Annotated in this window: 24 protein-coding genes; 11 read left to right on the plus strand and 13 right to left on the minus strand. The window is 72.5% G+C overall.

What is annotated here, in order from left to right; translation table 11 throughout:
* Nucleotides 1–23: 23 nt before the first annotated feature.
* Nucleotides 24–1,487, minus strand: coding sequence for a sensor histidine kinase (locus tag ACFYV5_RS28395; protein ID WP_389173038.1), 1,464 nt, complete (start codon nucleotides 1,485–1,487; stop codon nucleotides 24–26).
* Nucleotides 1,480–2,175 (minus strand): response regulator transcription factor, encoded by a 696-nt coding sequence (locus ACFYV5_RS28400; RefSeq protein ID WP_389173040.1) that lies wholly within the window; start codon nucleotides 2,173–2,175, stop codon nucleotides 1,480–1,482. The genes ACFYV5_RS28395 and ACFYV5_RS28400 overlap by 8 nt, the downstream gene beginning before the upstream one ends.
* A gap of 93 nt (nucleotides 2,176–2,268) precedes the next feature.
* Between ACFYV5_RS28400 and ACFYV5_RS28405 the strand changes: the two genes are divergently transcribed.
* Nucleotides 2,269–3,693: a DUF2079 domain-containing protein gene (locus ACFYV5_RS28405; RefSeq protein ID WP_389173042.1), complete on the plus strand. Its 1,425-nt coding sequence runs from the start codon at nucleotides 2,269–2,271 to the stop codon at nucleotides 3,691–3,693.
* On the opposite strand, the gene ACFYV5_RS28410 is transcribed toward ACFYV5_RS28405, so the two are convergent.
* Both ACFYV5_RS28410 and ACFYV5_RS28415 read right to left on the minus strand, forming a co-directional pair.
* Nucleotides 3,644–4,300: a hypothetical protein gene (locus ACFYV5_RS28410; RefSeq protein ID WP_389173044.1), complete on the minus strand. Its 657-nt coding sequence runs from the start codon at nucleotides 4,298–4,300 to the stop codon at nucleotides 3,644–3,646. The two genes, ACFYV5_RS28405 and ACFYV5_RS28410, sit on opposite strands and share 50 nt — an antisense overlap.
* 90 nt (nucleotides 4,301–4,390) lie before the next feature.
* Nucleotides 4,391–5,941 (minus strand): FadD3 family acyl-CoA ligase, encoded by a 1,551-nt coding sequence (locus ACFYV5_RS28415; RefSeq protein WP_389173046.1) that lies wholly within the window; start codon nucleotides 5,939–5,941, stop codon nucleotides 4,391–4,393.
* A gap of 92 nt (nucleotides 5,942–6,033) precedes the next feature.
* Here ACFYV5_RS28415 and ACFYV5_RS28420 point away from each other — a divergent pair, with 92 nt between their 5' ends.
* From ACFYV5_RS28420 to ACFYV5_RS28430, 3 genes are read left to right on the plus strand one after another with little or no spacing between them, the layout of a single operon-like run.
* Complete coding sequence (locus tag ACFYV5_RS28420; protein ID WP_389173048.1) at nucleotides 6,034–7,176, plus strand: lipid-transfer protein; 1,143 nt, start codon at nucleotides 6,034–6,036, stop codon at nucleotides 7,174–7,176.
* Nucleotide 7,177: 1 nt separating this feature from the next.
* Nucleotides 7,178–7,603, plus strand: coding sequence for an OB-fold domain-containing protein (locus ACFYV5_RS28425; protein WP_355113695.1), 426 nt, complete (start codon nucleotides 7,178–7,180; stop codon nucleotides 7,601–7,603).
* Complete coding sequence (locus tag ACFYV5_RS28430) at nucleotides 7,600–8,379, plus strand: enoyl-CoA hydratase/isomerase family protein (RefSeq protein ID WP_389173050.1); 780 nt, start codon at nucleotides 7,600–7,602, stop codon at nucleotides 8,377–8,379. Before ACFYV5_RS28425 ends, ACFYV5_RS28430 begins: the two co-directional genes overlap by 4 nt.
* Nucleotides 8,380–8,397: 18 nt before the next feature.
* On the opposite strand, the gene ACFYV5_RS28435 is transcribed toward ACFYV5_RS28430, so the two are convergent.
* Complete coding sequence (locus ACFYV5_RS28435) at nucleotides 8,398–8,961, minus strand: hypothetical protein (protein ID WP_355113699.1); 564 nt, start codon at nucleotides 8,959–8,961, stop codon at nucleotides 8,398–8,400.
* Nucleotides 8,962–9,066: 105 nt separating this feature from the next.
* Here ACFYV5_RS28435 and ACFYV5_RS28440 point away from each other — a divergent pair, with 105 nt between their 5' ends.
* The gene (locus ACFYV5_RS28440) at nucleotides 9,067–9,756 is read left to right on the plus strand and encodes a hypothetical protein (protein WP_389173052.1); all 690 of its coding nucleotides are present in this window, start codon (nucleotides 9,067–9,069) and stop codon (nucleotides 9,754–9,756) included.
* Nucleotides 9,757–9,791: 35 nt separating this feature from the next.
* Here ACFYV5_RS28440 and ACFYV5_RS28445 read toward each other — a convergent pair whose 3' ends face one another.
* The gene (locus tag ACFYV5_RS28445; protein ID WP_389173054.1) at nucleotides 9,792–12,179 is read right to left on the minus strand and encodes a PQQ-binding-like beta-propeller repeat protein; all 2,388 of its coding nucleotides are present in this window, start codon (nucleotides 12,177–12,179) and stop codon (nucleotides 9,792–9,794) included.
* A gap of 103 nt (nucleotides 12,180–12,282) precedes the next feature.
* Entirely contained in the window at nucleotides 12,283–13,152 is an 870-nt protein-coding gene (locus tag ACFYV5_RS28450; RefSeq protein WP_389173056.1) for a VOC family protein, read from the minus strand.
* A 262-nt stretch (nucleotides 13,153–13,414) separates the two neighbouring features.
* Here ACFYV5_RS28450 and ACFYV5_RS28455 point away from each other — a divergent pair, with 262 nt between their 5' ends.
* Nucleotides 13,415–14,062, plus strand: a complete 648-nt coding sequence (locus ACFYV5_RS28455) for a TetR family transcriptional regulator (protein ID WP_355113707.1) — start codon at nucleotides 13,415–13,417, stop codon at nucleotides 14,060–14,062.
* Nucleotides 14,063–14,209: 147 nt separating this feature from the next.
* On the opposite strand, the gene ACFYV5_RS28460 is transcribed toward ACFYV5_RS28455, so the two are convergent.
* Entirely contained in the window at nucleotides 14,210–14,683 is a 474-nt protein-coding gene (locus tag ACFYV5_RS28460) for a nitroreductase family deazaflavin-dependent oxidoreductase (RefSeq protein ID WP_355113862.1), read from the minus strand.
* Nucleotides 14,683–15,876 (minus strand): acyl-CoA dehydrogenase family protein, encoded by a 1,194-nt coding sequence (locus ACFYV5_RS28465; RefSeq protein ID WP_389173058.1) that lies wholly within the window; start codon nucleotides 15,874–15,876, stop codon nucleotides 14,683–14,685. Before ACFYV5_RS28465 ends, ACFYV5_RS28460 begins: the two co-directional genes overlap by 1 nt.
* A 145-nt stretch (nucleotides 15,877–16,021) precedes the next feature.
* On the opposite strand from ACFYV5_RS28465, the gene ACFYV5_RS28470 reads away from it, so the two are divergent.
* The 4 genes from ACFYV5_RS28470 (at nucleotide 16,022) to ACFYV5_RS28485 (ending at nucleotide 19,518) form a co-directional block, all read left to right on the plus strand.
* Nucleotides 16,022–17,203, plus strand: a complete 1,182-nt coding sequence (locus ACFYV5_RS28470) for an acetyl-CoA acetyltransferase (protein ID WP_389173060.1) — start codon at nucleotides 16,022–16,024, stop codon at nucleotides 17,201–17,203.
* A gap of 109 nt (nucleotides 17,204–17,312) precedes the next feature.
* Complete coding sequence (locus ACFYV5_RS28475) at nucleotides 17,313–18,587, plus strand: FAD-dependent monooxygenase (RefSeq protein ID WP_389173062.1); 1,275 nt, start codon at nucleotides 17,313–17,315, stop codon at nucleotides 18,585–18,587.
* Nucleotides 18,584–19,237: a pyridoxal 5'-phosphate synthase gene (locus ACFYV5_RS28480; protein ID WP_355113715.1), complete on the plus strand. Its 654-nt coding sequence runs from the start codon at nucleotides 18,584–18,586 to the stop codon at nucleotides 19,235–19,237. Before ACFYV5_RS28475 ends, ACFYV5_RS28480 begins: the two co-directional genes overlap by 4 nt.
* A gap of 32 nt (nucleotides 19,238–19,269) precedes the next feature.
* Nucleotides 19,270–19,518 (plus strand): SCO4226 family nickel-binding protein, encoded by a 249-nt coding sequence (locus ACFYV5_RS28485; protein WP_355113717.1) that lies wholly within the window; start codon nucleotides 19,270–19,272, stop codon nucleotides 19,516–19,518.
* Nucleotides 19,519–19,569: 51 nt separating this feature from the next.
* On the opposite strand, the gene ACFYV5_RS28490 is transcribed toward ACFYV5_RS28485, so the two are convergent.
* Nucleotides 19,570–19,695: a hypothetical protein gene (locus ACFYV5_RS28490; RefSeq protein WP_389173065.1), complete on the minus strand. Its 126-nt coding sequence runs from the start codon at nucleotides 19,693–19,695 to the stop codon at nucleotides 19,570–19,572.
* 77 nt (nucleotides 19,696–19,772) lie between these two features.
* Between ACFYV5_RS28490 and ACFYV5_RS28495 the strand changes: the two genes are divergently transcribed.
* The gene (locus ACFYV5_RS28495) at nucleotides 19,773–20,651 is read left to right on the plus strand and encodes a MaoC family dehydratase (RefSeq protein ID WP_389173067.1); all 879 of its coding nucleotides are present in this window, start codon (nucleotides 19,773–19,775) and stop codon (nucleotides 20,649–20,651) included.
* On the opposite strand, the gene ACFYV5_RS28500 is transcribed toward ACFYV5_RS28495, so the two are convergent.
* The 3 genes from ACFYV5_RS28500 to ACFYV5_RS28510 all read right to left on the minus strand — a co-directional run bounded on the left by ACFYV5_RS28500 (nucleotide 20,602) and on the right by ACFYV5_RS28510 (nucleotide 23,446).
* Complete coding sequence (locus ACFYV5_RS28500) at nucleotides 20,602–21,270, minus strand: TetR/AcrR family transcriptional regulator (RefSeq protein WP_355113723.1); 669 nt, start codon at nucleotides 21,268–21,270, stop codon at nucleotides 20,602–20,604. The two genes, ACFYV5_RS28495 and ACFYV5_RS28500, sit on opposite strands and share 50 nt — an antisense overlap.
* 193 nt (nucleotides 21,271–21,463) lie before the next feature.
* Entirely contained in the window at nucleotides 21,464–22,783 is a 1,320-nt protein-coding gene (locus tag ACFYV5_RS28505; protein ID WP_389173069.1) for a dicarboxylate/amino acid:cation symporter, read from the minus strand.
* 372 nt (nucleotides 22,784–23,155) lie between these two features.
* Nucleotides 23,156–23,446 carry a DUF4229 domain-containing protein gene (locus ACFYV5_RS28510; protein ID WP_355113727.1) on the minus strand — a complete coding sequence of 97 codons (291 nt, stop codon included), beginning with the start codon at nucleotides 23,444–23,446 and terminating at the stop codon, nucleotides 23,156–23,158.
* Nucleotides 23,447–23,491 lie beyond the last annotated feature (45 nt).

Below are 23,491 nucleotides of genomic sequence, written 5' to 3' on the forward strand. Positions count from 1 at the left end.
ACCACCGCGCGGAGTGATCTGGATCACCCCTTCGGCAGCCTCGCCACCAGCCTCGCCCCCCGCGCGCTCTCCCCCACCCCCAGCGTCCCGCCGTGCCGCACCGCGATCTCCCGTGCGATCGGCAGGCCCAGGCCCGCTCCTCCCGCCGCGCGGGTGCGGGACTCGTCGAGGCGGGTGAAGCGCTCGAAGACGCGGTGGCGGTCGGCGGGTGGGATGCCCGGGCCGTCGTCGAGGACCTCCAGGACCGCGGAGGTGGCGTCGGTTCGTACCGCCACCGTCACCGTGGAACCGGCGTGCCGGCACGCGTTGCCCAGGAGGTTGCGCAGCAGACGCTCCAACTGGCGGGCGTCGCCGACGACTCGGGCCGGACCCTCCGCCCCGTACGACAGTCGCAGGCGCCGCGCCTCCGGAAGGTGCTGGTGTTCACGGACCAGGTCCTCCGCCAGCGCCGCCAGGTCGACGTCCTCCACCGCCCGCGCCCGGTGTCGCGTGCCGTCCATGCCCGCCAGCAACAGCAGGTCGTCCGCCAGCTCCTGGAGCCGTACGACGTCGGCCGCCGCGTCCTCCACGACGGCCGGCCAGGGAACCCCCTCGGGATGCCGGAGCGCCGACTCCAGCTGGGCCCGCAGAGCCGCGAGCGGGCTGCGCAGTTCGTGGGCCGCGTCGGCGACGAACTGCTGCTGCCGCGCCGACGCCTGCTCCAGCCGGTCGAGCGTGTCGTTCGTCGTCCGGGCGAGGCGGCCGATCACGTCGTCCGTCGCCGGGACCGGGACCCGCCGGTCCAGGGAGTGGCTGGTGATGTCCTCCAGCTCCCGCCGGATCGCCTCCACCGGGCGCAGCGCCCTGGCCGCGGCGAAGTGCACGAGGACACCGGTGAGCAGGGCGACGACGGGCGCGCCGGTGGTCAGGGCGATCCCGAAGACGTCCGGTGCCCTCTCCAGCTGTGCCTGCCTGAGCAGATACACCCCGCTCAGCGACAGCGCCCCCGCCCCGGCCGCCGCCGTCAGGACGAGACGCCGTGGGAAGGAGACCCGGCCCGCTCCCCGGCCCATCGCCGTCCAGACGGCCGCCGACGTCAGCACGCCTGCCGACGGCCCGATGAACATCAGGCCCCAGCGAAGGGCCTCTTCGGCCACGAGCCACGGCTTGAGCGGGTTCTCCTCGCCGAGCCACCAGACGTAGGTGGCGTACAGCCCTCCCGACGTCACGGCCGCGGTGAGCGTGGTCCGGACCCGTACCGCCCTGGCGTGGCCGTGCGTCGCGAACCAGCACACGACCGCGACACCCACCGCTCCGACCGCGAATCCCGGCCAGGTCAGCAACGCGATCTGCGGGCCCACACGGTCGTCCCTGATGAGCTCCGCGATCACGACAGGCCGCGGGCCCGCACGGCGGTCGGCGAGCTCCAGCCACACCACCGCCCCCACCACGACCAGCCAGGCCGCCGCCCCCGCGGCCCACACCGCCCGCATCGGCCGCTCACCCACGCGCGTACCCACCCGCGTACCCCGACACCCGGTAACCGCCGCCGCGCACCGTCTCGATCGTGGCCGTCCCGAAGGGGAGGTCGACCTTCCGGCGCACGGCGCTGATGTAGACCTGCACGATGTTCGGGTCACCCGTGAAGTCCGCCGACCAGACCTCGTCGAGGATGTCGAGCTTGGGCACCACCTCGTCCATCCGCTGCATCAGTGTCTGCAGGACCGCGAACTCCTTGGGCGTCAGCGCGATCGCGCTCTCCCCCCGCCCGCAGGCCCTGCGAGCCGGGTCCAGCCACAGGTCCCCGCAGGCCAGGACCGCCGGCCGGGCGCGGGACCCGCCCCGGCGCAGCAGCGCCCGCAGGCGGGCCTCAAGGACGACGTACGAGAAGGGTTTGGCCAGGTAGTCGTCGGCGCCGGTGTCGAGCCCCTCGGCCTCGTCGTACTCACCGTTCTTCGCCGTCAGCATCATCACCGGCACCTCGATCCGCTCGGCGCGCAGCCGGGAGCAGACCTGGTAGCCGTTGAGCCCGGGCAGCATCAGGTCGAGCAGGATCGCGGCGTAGGGGTGCTCCCGTGCCAGGTGCAGGCCCGTCACACCGTCGTGGGCGACGTCGACCGTGTAGCCGACGGCCGCGAGACCACGGCGCAGCGACGCGGCGAGCCGCTCCTCGTCCTCGATCACCAGCAACCTCATGCGGCGAGTATCGCCTCCGCGCCGAGAGAGACGCTGAAAAAATCCTCAGCCCTCTTCAGCCGGTCCTCAGGGGGCGGCGGCCAGGGTCCCCCCATGTCTCTGCTGTCCGCCCCGGCGCCCGTCGTGGTCCCCGCCCGAGGCCTCGAGCCCCGCCCGCCCCGTACCGCGCCCGCCCTCGTCGCCGGCCTCGTCCTCCTCCTCCACGCGGCCTACTCCCTGCGCGAGCACCGCCGCTTCGGCACCACCGGCTACGACCTCGGCATCTTCGGCCAGGGCGTCCGCGCGTACGCCGAGCTCCGCCTCCCCGCGTCCGAGATCCGTACGGCGACGGCCCCACCGGGCTTCACGGGCGACGCCTATCCGCTGCTCGCCGACCACTTCCATCCCGTACTGGCCCTGCTGGGACCGCTCTACCGCCTCTTCCCGTACGTCGAGCTCCTGCTCCTCGCGCAAGCGGGGCTGGTCGCGCTCTCGACGTACGTCGTCGCGCGCACCGCGCAGCGGCACCTCCCGCGGCCGGGCGCGGGCGTGGCGATCGGGCTCGCGTACGGACTGTGCTGGGGTCTCCAGCAGCTCGTCGCCTTCGACTTCCACGAAGTCGCCTTCGCCGTCCCGCTGCTGGCGCTCGCCTGCCGCGCCCATCTCGACGGGCGCTGGGTCGCGGCCGCCTGCTGGGCCGGCGGTCTGGTGCTGGTCAAGGAGGATCTGGGTGCCACCGCCGCCGTGTTCGGTCTGCTGCTGATGCGGCACCATCGCCGCGCGGGGCTCGCCCTCGGCGCGTTCGCCGTCGCGTCCACCGTGCTCGTCGTGTGTGTGGCGCTGCCCGCGTGGGCCCCGGACGGCCGGTACGGCTACCTCGACCAGCCCCACGCGTACGGAATGCTCGACGGATGGCCGACGAAATCGCTGACCCTGCTGGCCCTGCTGGCCGTCACGGCCGGTCTGGTGCTGCGCAGTCCGCTGGCCTGGCTCCTGCTGCCCACCCTGGCGTGGCGCCTCACCTCCCCCAACCCGGCTTATTGGGGCCCGGAGTTGCACTACTCGGCCGTCCTCGTCCCGATCGCCTTCGCCGCCCTGATCGACGTCCTGCGCCGGGGCGTGCGGCTCCCCCCTCTCGTTCCGCTGCTCGTCGCGCTCCTGCTGCTGCCGGGGCAGCCGCTGGCCCGGCTGGCCGCGCCCGGCTTCTGGCAGGACGGTCCACGCCAGGCCGCCGCCCGCGCCGCGCTCGCGCGGGTGCCCGACGGCGCCCTTGTCGCGGCGAGCAACAGCCTCGCGCCCCATCTCACCGACAGCGCCCGTGTGTATCTCGTGGCCGAGGGCGTGCTCGACCGGTCCGAGCCGGTGGAGTGGATCGTGGCGGACACCCGCGACCCCTTCCCGTCCGGCGCCGTGGACGCCGTCCTGCGGCGGGCGGAAGGGAGGGGGTGGCGACGGGTCCACGCGGAGCAGGGCATCGTCGTGCTCCGGCTCAGCGAGCGAACGAACCTATTCCGACCAGGCAGTACACGTACTCGTTGATCGTCGCTCCGTTGATCGTGTAGCGGTGGGAGAACGCGTACTGCGTCTTGGGGTTGGCGTTGCAGCGGTTCAGGTCCGAGGTCAGCGGGATCGTCTGGATCACGCGGTAGTGCGCGTCGGACGCCGAGCAGGGCACTTCCTCGACGTTGCTCACGCTCTGCGCGGTCGTCGAGTCCGGCAGCCTTCCGTTGAGGCAGGTGCCCTTGGTGTACGGGTCGGGCGGCGCCTCCGTCGTCGGGGTGGCGGTGACCGTGGGGGCGGGCGGCGGCGTGGTGTCGAGCGGGGCGGCCGAGACCGTCGGCGAGCCGGCCGTGGGAGTCTCGTCGTCGCTGTCGTTCGTGAGGACGAGCGCGGCGATCACGGCGCCGACGACCCCGAGCGCCACCAGGCAGCCGAGGCCGCCGGACCTGCGGGGCCCTTGCGCCGGCCCGGCGACCTTGATGCGCAGGAACACCGTGCCGCCCCCGACCTGGACCGGGACCAGGTCCCCGTCACGGCACGGCGGGATGTGCATCTGGGTGGGTCCGGTCGGCAGGGTGACCGGGACGATCACGCCCGTCGCGGCCTGCTGAGGGCTCAGGGTTATGGGGAGTTCGGGCGACGACACCGGCTGCTCCAAAGGGGAGTCGGAAGAGGGGACGAGCGATCCCTGCGGATTGTGGCGGGCGCGGCCGCGGGGACGCCGATGTTCCGCCGCTCAGGGACGAGGTTGTGACCTCAGCACCCCCTTCATCACCTTCCCGCTCGCGTTCCGCGGCAGCTCCGCCACGAACTCCACCTCCCGCGGCACCTTGTAGTTCGCCATCTCCCGGCGCGCCCACGCGATCAGGTCGTCGCCCGTCACCCGGGCGCCGGACCGCCGGACCGCGAAGGCCTTGCCCACCTCGCCGAGCCGCGGATCGGGGATGCCGATGACCGCGACATCGGCGACGTCGGGGTGCAGGCCGAGGAGCTGCTCGATCTCCGCCGGGTAGGCGTTGAAGCCGCCGACGATGAACATGTCCTTGATGCGGTCCGTGATGCGCAGGTTGCCGGCCTCGTCCAGGACGCCCACGTCGCCCGTGTGGAGCCAGCCGTCCGCGTCGATCGCCCGGGCCGTCTCCTCCGGGTCCTCGAAGTAGCCGCTCATCACGTGGTGGCCGCGCACCAGGACCTCGCCCGCCGTCGAGAGGCGGACCTCCGTGTCCGGGATCGGGCGGCCCGAGGTGGTCGCGATGACGTCCGCGGGGTCGCCCCTGCGGCACATGGTGACGATGCCGCTCGCCTCGGAGAGGCCGTACGCCGTGAGGACCGTGCCGACCCCCAGCTCGCCGCGCAGTCGCTCGACCAGCCGCAGCGGGACGACGGCCGCGCCCGTGACCACCAGGCGCAGCGCGGAGAGGTCGTACGAGGAGCGGGCGGGGTGGTCGAGGAGCGACTGGTGGAGGGTCGGCGGACCGGGGAGGACCGAGATGCGTTCGGCGGCGATGTTGGCGAGGACGGTGTCCACGTTGAAGACGGACTGCGGGACCATCACCGCCCCGCGCATCAGACAGGCGATGATCCCGGCCTTGTAGCCGAAGGTGTGGAAGAAGGGGTTCACGATCAGGTAGCGGTCGCCCTCCCGCAGGCCCGCCAGGTCCGCCCAGATCCCGTAGCAGCGCAGTGTCTGGGCGTGGCTGATCACCGCGCCCTTGGGGGCGCCCGTCGTGCCCGAGGTGTAGATGATGTCCGAGGGGTCTCCCGGGGAGAGGCCGGCGGCCCGTGCGCGGACCTCGGCCGAGGAGACGGACTCGCCCTCCGCGAGGAAGTCCTTCCAGGTCGTGTAGTCCTCGGGCGCGGCGTCCGCGAGCACCACCACCCGCTCCAGGTCCGGGAGTTCGACCTCCGCGCGGCGCAGCGACGCGACGTACGAGGTCCCCAGGAACGTGCCGGTGATGAACAGCAGCTTCGCCCGGGACCGCGCCAGCACGTACGCCGCCTCCGTGCCCTTGAAGCGGGTGTTCAGCGGGACGAGCACCGCTCCCGCCGTCACCGCCCCGAGCGCCGAGACGATCCAGTCCAGGGTGTTCGGCGCCCAGATCGCGACCCGGTCGCCGGGCTCCACACCCGCCGCCAGACAGGCCGCGGCCGCGCGCTCGACGCGCTCGCCCAGCTCCTCGTACGAGACGCGGGTACGGCCGTCGACCACCGCCTCCGCCGTCCCGTACCGTTCGGCCGCCGAGCGCACGAGGCCCGCTATGGAGCCCCATTCCAGGTCACCGCGCATGGTCGTCCCTCCCACCGCACCCGTAGCTGACTATCCGTCAGATTAGCTGTAGCCTGACGCGCTGTCAGCAGCTCGCGATCGGGGAGGTTGCAGTGCTCAAGGACGCCACGGCCATCGTCGGGATCGGACAGACACCGTTCGCGAAACGGCTCCCCGAGACCGAGAAGACGCTCGCCTGCCGGGCGATCCTCGCCGCCCTCGACGACGCCGGAATCGCCCCCTCCGCGGTCGACGCCTTCGCCTCGTACACGATGGAGGAGACCGACGAGGTCGAGGTCGCCAAGGCCATCGGCGCCGGTGACGTCACCTTCTTCTCCAAGGTCGGCTACGGCGGCGGAGGCTCGTGCGCGACCGTCGGCCACCTCGCCGCCGCCGTCGCCACCGGCCAGGCGAGCGTCGGTGTCGCGTGGCGGTCACGCAAGCGCGGCAGCGGACCCAGGCCGTGGACCAACACGAGCGCGCAGCTCGCCACCCCCGGTCAGTGGACCCGGCCCTTCGGCCTCCTCCGCCCCACCGACGAGATCGGGATGCTCGCCCGCCGCTACATGCACGAGTACGGCGCCACCCGCGACCACCTCTTCAACGTCGCCCTCGCCTGCCGCAACCGCGCCAACCAGAACCCCGCCGCGATCATGTACGAACGTCCGCTGACCCGCGAGATGTACATGACCGCCCGCTGGATCAGCGAACCCCTCTGCCTCTACGACAACTGCCTGGAGACGGACGGGGCACTCGCCTGCGTCGTCGTCAGCGCCGAACGCGCCCGCGACTGTCGGCGGAAGCCGGTCTACGTCCACTCCGTCGCCCAGGGCCTGCCCGCCCAGCACCACGGCATGGTCAACTACTGGAACGACGACCCGCTCTCCGGCCCCGCCTGGACCGCCGCCCGACACCTCTGGAAACAGGCCGACTTCGGACCCCAGGACGTCGACGTCGCCCAGATCTACGACGCGTTCACCCCGCTCATCCCGCTCTCCCTGGAGGGGTACGGATTCTGCGGCAGAGGAGAGGGCGCCGCGTTCACCGAGGGCGGCGCCCTGGAGATCGGCGGACGCCTGCCGCTCAACACCGGCGGCGGCGGCCTCTCCGAGGCGTACGTCCACGGCTTCAACCTCATCAACGAGGGCGTGAAGCAGCTCCGCGGCGCCTCCACCGCCCAGGTCCCCGACGCCGCCACCTGCCTGGTCACCGCCGGTGAGGGCGTCCCCACATCGGCGATCCTGCTGAGGAGTTGAGATGCTCACACCTGTCCTCGACGAGGACGGCGCCCCCTTCTGGGAGTACGCCGCCCAGGGCGAACTGCGGATCCAGGGCTGCGCCGACTGCGGCGAGCTGCGCTTCCCGCCCCGGCCCTGCTGCCCGCACTGCCAGTCCTTCCGCGGCGAGTGGCGCCGCATGTCCGGCCGCGGCCGGATCTGGTCGTACGTCGTGCCCCACCCGCCGCTCCTGCCCGACTACGCCGCCCAGGCCCCCTACAACGCCGTCGTCGTGGAACTCGCCGACGCGCCCCGCATCCGTCTCGTCGGCAACGTCGTCGCCGCTCCGGACGCACCGCTCGACTCGGTCGACCCCGCACGGCTGCGGATCGGGGCCGGCGTGAAGGTCGCCTTCGCCGAGATCGACGGCGTCACGGTGCCGCGCTGGCTGCTGGAGCGCGGATGAGCACCTCCGGCATCGCCGTCGCGCACGACAAGGAGACGGGCGTCGCCGTCGTCACCCTCGACCGCGCCGAGAAGCACAACGCCGTCACGCTCGACATGGCCCGCCGGCTCGCGGCCACCTGGCGGGAGTTCCGGTACGACGACACCGTACGGGCGATCGTCGTCACCGGCGCCGGCACCCGGGCCTTCTGCACCGGCATCGACCGCTCGGCCGAGGTCCCCCAGCCCCCGTCCCCGTACACGATCGACGATCCGCTGCTCACGATCGGCCCCAAGGCGAACGACCTGTGGAAACCGGTCGTCGCCGCCGTCGAGGGCATGGCCTGCGGCGGGGCGTTCTATCTGCTCGGCGAGGCGGAGTTCCTCGTCGCCGGCGAGGGGGCGTCCTTCTTCGACCCGCACACCACCTACGGGATGGTCAGCGCCTTCGAGACCATCCACATGGCGCAGAAGATGCCGTACGGGGAAGTGGCGCGCATGGCCCTGATGGGGACGGCCGAACGGATCTCGGCCCGCCGGGCGTACGAGACGGGGCTCGTCTCCGAGCTGACGGAGCCGGGCGGGGCGCTGGACGCCGCCCGCCGGGCCGCCGCCGTCATCGCCTCGTACCCCACCGAGGCGGTCCAGGGCACGGTCCGGGCGCTGTGGTCGGCCAAGGAGGCCGCCAGGGCCCAGGCCCTCGCCCACGCACCCCACCTGGTCACGCTCGGGAACCTGGCACCGGAGCGGCAGGCCGAACTGTTCACGAGGAGGGCGACGGGCTTCCGGACGCGGTGAAGGGCCGGGGCCGTGGGGTCAGGGCGTGCCCACGCGCCAGACCTCGCACGCCTTCACCTGGTCCACGGTCCTCGGCTTCGCCATGGCGATGTCGAAGATCCTGGTCTGGCCCGGCTGGACGGTGACCACCTTGTCCACCGTGTCGACCACCGCCGCCCGGGCCCGGAACTGCAGCGTGACCTTCACCGTCTCCTCGACGGCCGCGCGCGAGGTGATCTCCAGCGTCGCCGTGGTGTCCGCCTTGCGGGCGGGCTTGCCCTTCCGCTTCTTCTGGGCGGGCTTCACACAGTCGACGACCACGACCTCGAAGTCCGACGTGGGGCTGGGGGCGGCCGTCACGGTCGGCTGGGCGGTGTACTCGCTGCCCCCGCCACCGGAACCGGCGTCGTCGTACGCGTAGTCGTCGTTCTTCTTCTTGGAGCTGGAGCAGCCGCCGCCGGAGCCGCTGCTCTTGCTCCTGCTCTTGCCGCTGCCGCCCTTGCCACCGCTGCTGCTCGTCTGGAAACCCGTCAACGCGAGCGCCACCACCGTGAGCGTCGCCGCGAGCCTGATGCCCCGCCGACGCGCCGTCCCCGTCGCCATCTCGGCCCCTTCTGTCGTGTCCGCGCCACCCTAACGCCGCGTGGCGGGCCCCCCGCACCCGGCGTAGCGTCGACAGCGAGAGCCGGACCGTAAGGAGGCCGATCGATGGTCCGCAACGTCATCGGCTCGATCCTGGCCCTCGCCGGAGCGACGGCCGCCGTCTGGAGCCCCTTCCGTGCCTGGTACGACGGCCGTCACGGCAGCGATTACCGCATCGGCGACCTGTTCGGCGGCATCACCGACGCCAAGGCGGAGGTGATCGGCTCGATCCTGCTGCCCTTCGCCTTCGCGGCCCTGGTCACCCTCGTCGGCGTGGTGCTCCGCTCCCGCCTGCTCGTGGCCCTCGCCGGGCTGATCGTGCTCGGCTTCACCGTGCTGTGGATGGTCCGCGTGGGCCAGGCCGAGGGTGGCCTGACGGTCGGCGGCGCACGCAGGGGACTGGACGACGGGGTGTTCTTCGCCCTCGGCGGCGGCGTGCTGCTGCTGCTCGCCGCGGGGGTCATGTCGGGCCGCCGCCGCGCCCACGCGACCCGGGTCGACGGCCACGAACCACCGCGCCAGGCCGGCCCGCGCCAAGGCGAGGCGCCCACGGACCCCCACGCACCCGTGTACCCCCACGACGAGGGCTCACCGACACGGACGATGGACGAGCCCCACTGGGACCAGCAGGGCCGTGGTCAGTGGAGCCAGGGCCAGGGCGGGCAGGGCGGGCAGAGCGGGCAGGACCCGTGGGACCAGGGCCGGGGTGGCCACGGCCCGTACCCGGACGAACCGCCGCCCCGGCATCGCTCCTGACGCACCTGGCGTACGGGACGCACGTGACGTACGACCTACGCCCGCGGCGCCGCCGCGCCCCGCCCCGTCGCCGTACCCTTCACCGCGTCCAGCGCGTACACACAGCGGTCCTTGCTGCACGCGTACACGACCCCGCCCCGCGCCACCGGCGAGCCGGTGATCTCGCCGCCCGTCGCGAGCTTCCAGCGCAGCTGGCCCCCCATCGCGTCCAGCGTGTAGAGGACATGGTCCGCCGAACCGAAGTGCACCCGGCCGTCCGCGACGACCGGCGTGCCGATCAGCTCGCCGCCCGCCGCGAACCGCCACTTCGGCGTGCCGGTCACCGCGTCGAGCGTGTACAGCGCGCTGCCGCTGCCCACGTGGACGTTCCCGTCGACGACCAGGACCGGCTCGACCGACTGGCGGGACTCGGTGGCGATCCGCCAGCGGTCCTGGCCGGTGGTCGCGTCGAGCGCGTAGACCGTGCCGAGGTAGTCGGCGAGGTAGACCCCGCCGCCCGTGACGGCGGGACCGGGCGCGAAGGCCGGCGGGGAGAGGAAGACCGCGGGCGCCTCGAAGTGCCAGCGGACGTGCCCGCCGGCGATGTCGATCGACAGCACGCGCGTACCGGCCGAGACGTACACACAGCCGTCCTCCGCCGGGGCCACCCGCACCGGGACGTTGCCGCAGGAGGCGGCGTCGCCGACCGGGTACGACCAGCGCTCCACACCCGTACGGGCGTCCAGGGCCTGGAGCCGGGCGTCGCGCCACACGTACACCGTGTCGCCGTGGACGGCGGGCCCCGCCTCCGCCGTCTCGAAGTCGGTCTGCGCTCCGGTGATCTCCCACAGCTTGGCGCCGTTGGACGCCTCCCAGCCCTGGACGCCGCCGCCCCGGGTGCCGGTCACGACCGTGCCGCGGTCGACCTTGAGGGAGTACACCCAGGCGTCCGTCCGGAGCCGCCACCGCTCGCTGCCGTCGGCGGCGTCGAGCGCGTACAGCGTGGGTCCGTCGGAGGCGTGGATACGGCCCTGGGCCACGGCCATGGACCAGGCCACGTCCCGGGTCTTGAACTGGCGGCGGCCACTGGCCACGTCCAGGGCGTGTACCTCGAAGGAGGTGACGTAGAGGAGGTCACCGGCGACGACCGGGGTGCCCCAGACGTCGTTCGACATCCGGAAGCGCCAGGGCCGCCAGTGCGCCGGCTCCTGCGCGGCCTCGGGCGCCGGGGCGGGGGCCGGCAGCGGGCGGGAGCCGGGCGGCGGGCCGGGCTCGGCGCCGTTCGGGCCGCCACCGGGCGGGCGGATCCAGCCGGTGGCCGGGCCCGCGTCGGCGACCGCGCCGACGGCGGCGCGGGTGTCGGCGACCCGGGGGCCGGGGCCGATCGGGACGGCGGCGCCGGCGAGCCGTACGGGACCCGCCGCCTCGGCCGGGCCGGCGTGCCGGCCGCCGCCGCCCTGGCCGGAGTGCGGATCGCCGCTCCACTCCGGCGCGGGCCGGGGCGGACGCGGCGGTACGGGCGGGGCGGCCGGGGGCGGTGGGGCACTCGGGCGGCCGCCGCGGCGCGTTTCGATCATGGCCGTGGCGGACTCCGGCAGCCAGGCCGAGGCCGTACCGCTGTCGTCGCTGCCGGAGCCGAAGAGATGGGGAGCGAGCTGGGCCTGGAGGTCGGCCGGGGTGGGGCGGCGCGAGACGTCCATCTGCATGCACGACTCGATGAGCGGGCGCAGCTCGTCCGGCAGACCCTCCAGGTCCGGGCCCTCCCTGAGCAGCATGAAGACGGTCTCGACGGGGTTGGCGCCGTGGAAGGGGGCGTGGCCGGTGGCGGCGAAGACCAGCATCGAGCCGAGCGAGAAGACGTCGGACGCGCCGGTGACGCTGCGCGAGTCGCGGGCCTGCTCGGGCGACATGTACGCGGGCGTGCCGACGGCGACGTTGGTCATGGTCAGCCGGGTGTTCGAGACCCCGGACGCGATACCGAAGTCGATCACCCGCGGGCCGTCCTCGACGACGAGGACGTTGGAGGGCTTCAGGTCACGGTGGACCAGGCCCGCGCCGTGGATGGACTGCAGGGCCTCGGCGACACCGGCGGCCAGCCAGCGCACGGCCTGGGCCGGCAGCGGCCCGCACTCGTTCACTATTTCTTCGAGGGAGGGCGCGGGTACGTACGCGGTGGCCAGCCACGGCACGGCGGCCCGGGGATCGGCGTCGACGACGGCGGCCGTGTAGAAGCCGGAGACGGCCCGCGCGGCCTCGACCTCACGGGTGAAACGGACACGGAACAGCTGGTCCTCGGCGAGCTCGGTCCGCACGGTCTTGATCGCCACGCGCCGGCCGGACGCCGAGCGCGCGAGATAGACCAGACCCATGCCACCTGCACCGAGCCGGCCCAGCACCTCGAAGGGCCCGATCCGTCTCGGGTCGTGCTGCGTCAGCTGCTCCACTTGCCTGCCACCTCCCCGTACGGGCCATGAGGGTACGGCCCCGTGGCCCTGATTCTTCCTGTCCGAGGCGACGGTTGCGAACCCGGGGGCGGATCGGGGTGTCTTACCGCATATCGTCGGACGGGGTGGAGGGCTTTTCGGCCGGTTCGGCGGATTCGGTCGCCGGTTCGGCGGCAGCTGTCTCCGACGCGTCCTCCGTCGTGGGCTCCGCGAGGACGGCGAAGCGGGCGCCCTGGTTGTCGCGGAGGACGGCGATGCGGCCGTGGGGGGTGTCGAAGGGCGGGTTCGTGACCCGGCCGCCGAGGGAGACGGTGGTGGCGCAGGCTTCGTCGCAGTCCGTCACGGCGAAGTAGACGAGGACGTGCCCCGGCATCTCGGCCGGGAAGGCGTCGGTGAGGACCGCGCGGCCGCCGAAGGACGTGTCGTCGCCGGGGCGGGAGCCGGGCGGGGACCAGACGCGGTAGTCGAAGTCGCCCTCCCTGCCCTCCTCGTCCGGTTCCACCTGGCGGCCGAGGTAGCCGAAGACGGAGGCGTAGAAGGTGTCGACCGCGTCGCGTTCCCGGGTGTAGACCTCCATCCAGCAGAAGGAGCCGGGGAGCATCGTCTTCTCGAAGCCGTCGTCCTCGCCGGCCTGGCGCAGCCCGAAGACGGCTCCACCGGGGTCCGCGGCGAGCGCCAGCACGCCGAAGGGGCCGACGGGGTACGGCTCCATGATCATCTGGCCGCCGGCCGCCTTGATCCGGGCGGAGAGCGCGCCCGCGTCCTGGGCGGCGAGATAGACGGTCCAGGTGGTGGGCATCCGGCCGTCCCGCTTCGGTACGAGACCGGCGACGCGCTTGCCGTCGCTGAGGGCCTCGTCGCGGTCGGGGTCGAAGGTCCAGCCGAAGAGCTCGCCGTAGAACCGCTTCCCCGCCTCGAGGTCGGGGAGCTGCGCTTCCACCCAGCACGGGGTGCCCTCTGTGAATGCGGCCATGGCTCCACGCTAGGTCCGGGGGACCCGCCCCGCACGCCCCGTAATCGAACATACCGCCATATAGGGACCCGGCGACCCTCCGTTTCCTTGAGTTGTCCACCGAAGTTATCCACAGGCTGTTAATAAGCTTTTTCGAGTGCGGGGGTCCGCCCCGACGCCTCCCTGACCCCGAGGGGGCCCTCCGTCGGCCGCCCGGGAGGGGGTGCACCCCATTTGCAGTCGGCCGAATCGCGCGCCGATCACCCCTCGGTAAGCTGACGGCATGACAGGACAAGTACGCACCGTCGACGGCCGCGTGGCCGGACGACGCGGTCAGGCGACGCGGCAGAAGCTGCTCGACTGCCTCAGCGAGATGCTCAGCTCCTCGCCGTACCGGGACGTCAAGGTCATCGACGTGGCCCGGAAGGCGGGCACTTCACCCGCGACGTTCTACCAGTACTTCCCCGACGTCGAGGGAGCCGTCCTCGAGATCGCGGAGGAAATGGCCAAGGAGGGTGCGGCGTTGACCGATCTGGTCTCCGGCCGCTCCTGGGTCGGCAAGGCCGGCTGGCAGACCTCCGAGGAACTGGTCGAGGGCTTCCTGGACTTCTGGCGCCGGCACGACGCGATCCTGCGGGTCGTGGACCTGGGCGCGGCGGAGGGCGACAAGCGGTTCTACAAGATCCGCATGAAGATCCTGAACTCCGTCACCAACTCCCTCACGGACACCGTGAAGGAGCTCCAGGGCAAGGGCAAGGTCGACAAGGACGTCAGTCCCGCGGCGATGGCCGGCTCCCTGGTGGCGATGCTGGCCTCGGTGGCCGGTCACCAGAAGGGCTTCCAGACCTGGGGTGTGAAGCAGGCCGAACTGAAGCCCAATTTGGCCCTGTTGGTGCACCTCGGGATCACGGGCAAGAAGCCGACGAAGTAGCCACGAGCCACGCACCACCCTGCCCCCCATCCGTCCTGTCGCGCCGACGGCGGTCCCGCTCGAGAGACTGCCGTCGGCGTTCCCGTGTCAGGAACCGGTTCAGGAACTGGTCGAGGAACTGGTTGAGGAACCGGATCACGAACCGTGTCAGGAGTCGGGTGCGTCGCCCGGCTGCCGCCGGGTCAGGCGGAAGAGCCTGATCTCCCGCTCCACCCTGGCCTGGTACGTCGCGTACGGCGGCCAGAACCCCAGCGCCGCCTCCCAGGCTGCCGCTCGCTCCTGCCCGCCGAGCAGCTCGGCGCGCACGGCGATCGTCTCGCCGCGCCAACTGACCTCCGCCTCCGGGTTCTTCAGCAGGTTCGCGGTCCAGGCGGGATGCCCTTCGCGCCCGAAGTTGGACCCGATCAGCAGCCAGGTCCCGCCCGGCTCGGGCATGCAGGCCAGGGGCGTCACCCGGGGCAGCCCCGACTTCGCGCCCCGGACGGTGAGGATCAGGCCCGGCAGCATCTGGGCGCTCAGCATCACCTTCCCCCGCGTCAGCCGGTGCACGGCCCGGTCCATCGCCGGGATGACGTGGGGCGCGACCTTCGCGAACGTCCGCGTGGACGACACCTTCTGCATCAGGCGCACTCCGAGGGCAGCCACGACGCCGTCACCTCCCCGAAGAGTCCGGTCCGCTGTGCCACGCGCGCCCGCAGCCGCCGGGCAGGCCCGAAGAGCAGTTCGTCGGCCGTCGCCCGCTTGAAGTACAGGTGGGCCTCGTGCTCCCAGGTGAAGCCGATGCCGCCGTGCAGCTGGATCGTCTCGCCCGCCACCTCCCGCAGCGCCTCCAGGGCCGCCGCGAGCGCGAGCGCTCCCGTGGCCGGTTCGCGGGCGGCGGCGTAGGCCAGCGACCGTGCCGCCTCCACCTGTACGTACAGGTCGGCGAGCCGGTGCTTGACCGCCTGGAAGGAGCCGATGGGCCGGCCGAACTGCTCGCGGGAGCCGACGTACTCGACGGTGCGGTCCAGGGCCGCCTGCGCGGTGCCGACCGCTTCGGCCGCGAGGGCCGCCGCCGCCGTCCGTCCCACCGCGGCGAGCGCGCCGAGCACGTCGACCGGCTCCTCGCCGAGCAGCTCCGCCTTGACGTTCCGGAGTTGTACGGACGCCTGGGAGCGGGTGGCGTCCAGGGTCGGCTGCCGTACGCGGGTGAGTCCGGCGGTCTCGCCGCGCACCAGGAAGAGCAGGGTGCGGCTGCGCGCGAAGCCGCCGGTGTGCGCGGCGACCACGAGCAGCCCGGCGCTGTGCCCGTCGAGGACCTGGGCCGCCTCCCCGTACAGCCGCCACCCTCCCTCCACGGGCCGCGCCTGGACGCCGCCCGCCCGTCCGCCCCCGGCCCAGGAGCCGTCGGCGTTGTCGCCGGTCAGCCCGAGGGCGAGGGCGAGGGATCCCCCTGGCACGGCGAGGGCGCAGGTCAGCGAGGAGTCGGCGATGCGGGGCAGGAGGTCGGCGCGCTGTCGTTCGCTGCCGAGGGCCGCGATCAGCGGGGCGGCGAGGACGGCGGTGGCGAGGAGCGGGGAGGGGGTGAGGGCCCGGCCGGTCTCCTCGCAGGCGAGTACGAGTTCGGTGGGGCCGCAGCCCACGCCGCCGTACTCCTCGGGCAGGGCGAGTCCGGCGAGCCCGAGGGTGCCGGACATCCGGTGCCACAGGCCGGTGTCGTACCCCTCGGGGGTCGTGACGGCGGCGCGGACCTCGGCGGGTCCGGAGCGTTTGGCGAGCAGTTCGCGCAGGGTGCGGCGGATCTCGTCCTGCTCCGCGGTGAAGGCGGCGTCCATGGAGCTCCCCTCCGTATCTGACGGCCCGTCATGCTAGGCGGACGGGGGGCAGAAGCACAGAGTCAGGATCAGCGGATGTCGCGAGCGGGCCACCACTTCTCGACGGCCACTCCCCGTCCAGGCAATCTGATGTACCGTCAGGTTCATGCCCACCACCTCACGGAACCGCGCCGGTCGCCACACCGGGCGCCGCGTCGCCGTCGTCGGCATATCCCTCTCCGACTGCGGCCGAGTCGACGAGGCCACCCCCTACGCCCTGCACGCCCAGGCCGCGCGCCGCGCCCTCGCGGACAGCGGACTGGACCGCTCGGTGATCGACGGCCTCGCCTCGGCGGGCCTCGGCACCCTCGCACCGGTCGAGGTGGCCGAGTATCTGGGCCTGCGCCCCCGCTGGGTGGACTCGACCGCCGTCGGCGGCGCCACCTGGGAGGTGATGGCCGCGCACGCGGCCGACGCCATCGCCGCCGGTCACGCCAACGCCGTCCTCCTCGTCTACGGATCGACCGCCCGCGCCGACATCAAGGCGCGGCGCCGCACCTCGAACCTCTCCTTCGGTGCGCGCGGGCCGCTGCAGTTCGAGGCCCCCCACGGGCACACCCTGATCGCGAAGTACGCGATGGCCGCCCGCCGCCATATGCACGAGTACGGCACCACCCTGGAGCAGCTCGCCGAGGTCGCCGTCCAGGCGCGGGCGAACGCCGCGCTCAACCCGGAGGCGATGTTCCGCGAGCCGATCACGGTCGACGAGGTGCTGGACGGCCCGATGATCGCCGACCCCTTCACCAAGCTCCACTGCTGCATCCGCAGCGACGGCGGCTGCGCGGTGCTGCTCGCGGCCGAGGAGTACGTGCCGGACACGGCGAAGGCGCCCGTGTGGATCCTCGGCACGGGCGAGTACGTCTCGCACACCACGATGTCGCAGTGGGAGGACTTCACGGTCTCCCCCGCCGCGGTCAGCGGCCGGCTGGCCTTCGAGCGGGCGGGGGTACGGCCGGAGGAGGTCGACCTCGCGGAGATCTACGACGCCTTCACCTACATGACGCTGGTGACGCTGGAGGACCTGGGCTTCTGCGCCAAGGGTGAGGGCGGCCCGTTCGTCCAGGAGAAGGACCGGCTGCCCGTGAACACCGACGGCGGTGGCCTCTCGGCCTGCCATCCGGGCATGCGGGGGCTGTTCCTGCTGGTGGAGGCGGTGCGGCAGCTGCGCGGGGAGGCTCCGGGGCTGCAGGTGCGACGGGCGGACGGCAGCCTTCCGGAGCTGGCGGTGGCATCGGGGACGGGCGGCTGGTTCTGCTCCTCCGGGACGGTGGTGCTGGGCCGCGGGTGAGGCCCGCCGCAATCTATACAAGCGTCATAGACAAGCGTGTAGGACATCCGTATAGTCATCGGCGCGGGGCCGGAGAGGTCCCGCGCCCATCCGTGACGAGGAGTCCGCCATGACGCACCCGACCGCGAACCGGACCGTTCTGATCTCCGGCGCCTCCGTCGCCGGCCCCGCCCTCGCCCTCTGGCTCCACCGCTACGGCTTCGTCCCGACCGTCGTCGAGCGCGCCCCCGAACTGCGCACCGGCGGCTACAAGGTCGACATCCGCGGCACGGCCGTCGAGGTCTGCCGCAGGATGGGCGTCCTCGACGCGATCCGGGCCGGCTCCACGGACATGGCAGGCGGTTCGTACGTCGACGCGAAGGGCCGCACGGTCGGCGAGATGCCCGCCGAGATCTTCGGCGGCCGGGTCGAGGGCGACGACGAGATCATGCGCGGCGACCTCGCCCGGATCCTGTACGAGCGGACCCGCGACGACGTCGAGTACCTCTTCGGCGACTCGATCGCGGCGCTCGACGACGACGGCGGCGGCGTCGACGTCACCTTCGAGAGCGGGACCCGCCGCCGCTTCGACCTGGTGGTCGGGGCTGACGGGATGCACTCGAACACCCGGCGCCTCGTCTTCGGGGAGGACGAGCGCTTCGAGCGGTACCTCGGCGCGTACATCTCGATCTTCACCGCCCCCAACAGGCTCGGCCTCACCCGCTGGGAGACGTACCACGCCCGCCCCGACAAGCTGATCTGCGTCTACAGCGCGGCGGGCGAGCAGGCGCACACCGCGAAGAACTGCTTCGTCTTCGCCTCGCCCGAGCAGCTCTCCTACGACCATCGCGACACCGCGCACCAGAAGCGGCTGCTCGCCGACGCCTTCGCCGGTGACGACTGGGAGATCCCGCGGCTGATCGCCGACGCGGCCGACGCCGAGGACTTCTACCTCGACGCGATCGCCCTCATCGAGATGGACCGCTGGTCCAGCGGCCGTGTCGTCCTCCTCGGCGACGCCGCCCACTGCGCCTCGCCCGCCTCGGGGCAGGGCACGGGCCTCGCCCTGACCGGCGCGTACGTCCTGGCGGGCGAGCTCGCGGCGGCGAACGGCGACCATCGGACCGCCTTCGACGCGTACGAGCGCGTGATGCGGCCGGGCGTGGAGCTGAACCAGAGGTTCGCGGCGGGCTTCGTCAAGGAGATGACGCTCTCCTCGCGCTGGAAGATCGCCCTGCGCATGGCGATGGTGCGCACGCTCCCCCGCACGCCGTGGAAGAACCTGGTCGCGAAGAAGATCCGCGACGACATCCAGCGCGCGGCGCACGCCGTGCCGGTGAAGGAGTACCGCGTGCCGGTGCGGGAGTACGAGCCCGGCCGCGCGGCACCTACTGTTTCCGCATGACCGACTTCGACGGCACGCTGCGCTCCCTCCGGGTCTGGGACACCGACCTGCCCGGCTTCGCCCCCGAGACCGCCCCCGCCGAGCCCCTGCCGCTGTTCCACGACTGGTTCGTGGCGGCGGCCCGGGCGGGGCAGACCGAGCCCCACACGATGTCCCTGGCGACCGTCGACGAGGAGGGGCGGCCCGACGTCCGTACGGTCATGCTGCACGGCGCCGACGAGCGCGGCTGGCACTTCGCCTCGCACGCGACCAGCGCCAAGGGCCGTCAGCTCGCCGCCCACCCCGAGGCCGCCCTCCACTTCTACTGGCCGGTCCAGGGCCGTCAGGTCCGGCTGCGCGGCCGGGTGGCCACGGGCACGGCGGGCGAGGCGTACGACGATCTGCACGCGCGCACGACGGGCGCCCTCGCCTCGGCGCTGGTCGGGCGCCAGAGCGAGGTGCTCGGCTCGGCCGAGGAGCTGGACCGGGCGAGCCTGGCGGCCTGGGAGCGGGCCCAGGCCGAGCCGGACGCCCACGCGCCCACCTGGACCCTGTACGTCCTCCAGCCGTCCGAGGTCGAGTTCTTCCAGGGCGACGAGCGGCGACGCCACGTGAGGCTCCGGTACCGCAGGGAAGCGGCGGGCTGGGTCCGCGAGCTGCTGTGGCCCTGAGGGCGCACCATGAGAGGAGGAGGTGGAACGAGATGGGTACGTACATGGACGTCCACCGGAACATGACCGGCATCACCGCCGATCAGCTCAAGGAGGCGCACGCCGCCGACCTCGCCATCGAGAAGGACGAGGGTGTGCACTTCCAGAAGGCATGGGCGGACCCGAAGTCCGGCACGGTCTACTGCCTCTCCACCGGTCCGTCGGCCGACGCGGTCCAGCGGATCCACGAGCGCACCGGCCACGCCGCCGACGAGATCCACGAGGTGCCGCTCAGCGTCTGAGAGTGTCGGGCGAAGGCGAGAGGAGTCGGGAAGAGCCGGAAAAGGACGGTCTCACTCGTCCATCGAGTCGATCTCGCGCGCGAAGTCCCGCTTCAGCGAGGGCGTGAGGTGGCCGCTGGTCTCCGACCACTCCCGCGTCAGGACCCGGAACGCGCGGATCGACTCGGCACGGGCCACCAGCAGTGCGGCCCGCGTCCTGACCCTGAAGTAACTTACTCTGCAGTAAATCCACGACCGCGCAAGGAGTCCGGACCATGGCCACCCGCGAAGCGCCGACGGTTCTCCTCGCCCTGGCCGGGGCCGTGGCCCGCTCCCCCTTCGCGAAGGCCCGGCCGGAGGCGCCGCTGCCGACGGACCGGATCACGAGCGGACCGCGGCGCATCGAGCCCGGGCATCTCGCCGCGTACGCACGGATCTGCGGCTTCCGCCACGACGAGGGCGCGCTGCCGCTGACGTACCCCCACGTCCTCGGGTTCTCCTCCGCGCTGCGGCTGATGGCCCGCCGGGACTTCCCGCTTCCGCTGCTCGGCCTCGTCCACACCTGGATCACGGTCAGGCGGCATGCGTCGCTGACGGCGCGCGATCGCCCGGAGATCACCGTGTACGCGCGGGACTTGTCCCCCCACCGCCGGGGGACGGAGGTCACGATGGTGACGGAGGCGCGGCTCGCGGGCCGGCTGGTGTGGGAGTCGGCGAGCGGCTATCTGGCACGCCACACCCGCCCGGCCGGCGCCCCGACCCCGGGTCCGGTGCAGCCGCCACCGCCGCTGCCGGAGACGGCCGAGACGGCGGAGTGGCGGCTCCCGGCCGACCTCGGCCGCCGCTACGGAGCCGTGTCCGGCGACCGGAACCCGATCCACCTCCACCCGCTGACCGCACGGGCCTTCGGCTTCCCGAGGACCGTCGCGCACGGCATGTGGACCTTCGCCCGCTGCCTGGCCGAACGGGACCCGGCCGGCGAACTGCCCTACGCCCGGGCGGACTTCAGGGCGCCCGTACTCCTGCCCGGTGTGGTCTCCCACTCGGCCGACGACACCGGCCGCTTCCAGCTGAGGAGCGGCGACCGCGTGCACCTGACCGGCGTCACCGGGGAGAGCGGGGAGTACGGGGAGACCAGCGCTCGCTCTTCATGAGGTTGCCGAGTCCCGCCCAGGCGAAGTTCATCAGCGTCGCCGCCGCCTCCCAGGCCGTCATACCCGGCGTCTCGTTGGCCCAGCAGGCCATCGACTCGGCCGCCCCGACCAGCGCCTGGGAGAGCCCGGCGACATCCCGCTCGGCCAGCTCCGGATCGCGCTGCGTCGCGCGGTGGGTCTCCTGCGCGGCGGCCCCGATCAGCGTCCCCACGTACGCCACGATCTCGTCGCGCATCTGCGCGGCCTCGCTGGCGAACGGCTCCCCGTGCGTCCGTGCCTGCCGGCTCAGCACCGCCCAGCCGTCGGGATGCTCGGCGGTGTGCGTGAAGAAGGCGAGCAGCCCGGCCCACAGCTGCTCCTCGGCCGGCAGCCGGGCGTCGACCCCGGCCGCGACGGCACCGAGCAGCGCCTGCGCCTCCCGCCGGATGCAGGCGGTGAAGAGCTCTTCCTTGGAGTTCAGATACAGATAGACCAGCGGCTTGGACACGCCCGCGAGTTCGGCGATCTCGTCCATGGACGCGGCCTGGTACCCCCGCTGCCCGAAGGTCTGCACGGCGGCGTCCATCATCTGCCGCTCGCGCACCGCCCGCGGCATCCGCTTGACCTTCGTGGTACCCACCTCGGCCATCCTTCCCCACCCCTGCCGCCCGCTCCGGGGAGAGCCTACGGGACGGGTACGCGACCACCCGGTCTTCGGCGGCAGGTCGACAGAGCGCCCGGCCGGGGGCGCGTGGCCGCAACGACATGATGCCCATGCCCGCGTGAGACGGGGCATGGGCATCACGGGCGGTCGTGCGACCGGGCGTTGCGCGTTACGCGGCGACGGCCACCCGCTCGCGCTCGTCGACCGGCGACGAGGAGGCGGAGTTGTACGCGTCGACGTCCAGGATCTTCTCGCGGGCGGCGACGACGACCGGGACCAGCGCCTGGCCGGCGACGTTCGTGGCCGTACGGATCATGTCGAGGATCGGGTCGATCGCCATCAGCAGGCCCACGCCCTCCAGCGGGAGGCCCAGCGTGGAGAGGGTCAGGGTCAGCATGACCGTCGCGCCGGTGAGGCCGGCGGTGGCCGCCGAGCCGACGACCGAGACGAAGGCGATCAGCAGGTAGTCCTGGATGCCCAGCTGGACGTCGAAGATCTGCGCGATGAAGATCGCGGCGAGCGCCGGGTAGATCGCGGCGCAGCCGTCCATCTTCGTGGTGGCGCCGAACGGTACGGCGAAGGAGGCGTACTCCTTCGGGACGCCGAGGCGCTCGGTGACCTTCTGGGTGACCGGCATGGTGCCGACCGAGGAGCGGGAGACGAAGGCGAGCTGGATGGCCGGCCAGGCGCCCTTGAAGAACTGGATCGGGTTGACCTTGGCGACCGTCGCGAGCAGCAGCGGGTAGACGCCGAACATCACCAGGGCCGAGCCGATGTAGACGTCGGCGGTGAAGGTCGCGTACTTGCCGATCAGCTCCCAGCCGTAGTCGGCGATGGCGAAGCCGATGAGGCCGACGGTGCCGATCGGGGCGAGGCGGATGACCCACCACAGGGCCTTCTGCAGCAGCTCCAGGACCGACTCGGAGAGCGCGAGGATCGGCTTGGCGCGGTCGCCGAGCTTCAGTGCGGCGACACCGGCGACGGCGGCCATGAAGACGATCTGCAGGACGTTCAGCTCGGTGAACGGCGTGATGACGTCCGTCGGGATGATCCCGGTCAGGAAGTCGATCCAGGTGCCCTCGCGCTTCGGCAGCTTGCCGTCCTGCGGGGTGAGGCCGGTGCCGGCGCCCGGGTTGGTGAGCAGGCCGATCGTGAGGCCGATCGCGACCGCGATCAGCGAGGTGATCATGAACCAGACCAGCGTCTGGGCGGCCAGCCGGGCCGCGTTGTTGACCTTCCGCAGGTTGGTGATGGACACCAGGATCGCGAAGAAGACGAGCGGGGCGACGGCCAGCTTCAGCAGCTGGACGAAGATGCCGCCGATCTGCTCAAGGGTCTGCTTGAGCCAGCTGATGTCCTGGCTGCGGGCGAGCCAGCCGAGCAGGACACCCAGCACGAGGCCGGCGACGATCTGGGCCCAGAAGGGGATCTTCGGTATGCGGGACGGGGACTTCGTCACGGGCGCGGACGCGGACGCGGACACAGACACACTCCACAGGTGCGTATCGGGGGAATACGGGGACGGGGGTGCGGCACACACGCGCTCAGGCGGTGCCGCTGCATGATGCCGGGTCAGAGCTCGCGGCAACAGACCGCGGACATACAGCGGCAGAGATCGACGTGCAGGCGCGCCACGAGCGGAATGCTCGCGGCGTCGGGAAGGCGCACTGCTGTCGTCATGCCGGACACGTTAACACTTGAACTTTGAGAACCTCAAAGCCCTTCTTTGGGGCAGTGGGGGCCCGGCAGTGCCTCCGAAACGCAGAACACCCCGGTCAGGAGCCTTCGAAGCTCCCGATCGGGGTGTGCGCTGTGAGGAACCTTACGTACCGCTTACGCCTCGCTCATGCCCGCCGGCGAGTCACGCGTCCTCGCGGGCCCGGTCGGCCTCCAGCTTGGACTTGGCCCGGTCCACCTTGGCCACGATCTGCTCGGACATGGCGTCCCGCTGCCCGCGCAGCAGCACGAAGCTGAGGGGCGCGGAGATCACGATCGAGAGCAGGAGCACCCAGAGCAGGTTCGAGTCGCCGAGGCCGCGCGGCAGCACGCCGACGTAGACGAGCCCCCAGAGCGCGAAGAAGCAGCCGGCGAAGACGCCGAGGCGCATGAGGGTGTAGCGGAGGGTGGCGGCACCCGTTCCGTTCTGGGACACGACGGACCCTTTCTCTTCTTCACTGGTCGCATCCAGTGAAGCATG

It is taken from the genome of Streptomyces sp. NPDC003035, from assembly GCF_042888285.1.
Taxonomy (GTDB): domain Bacteria; phylum Actinomycetota; class Actinomycetes; order Streptomycetales; family Streptomycetaceae; genus Streptomyces.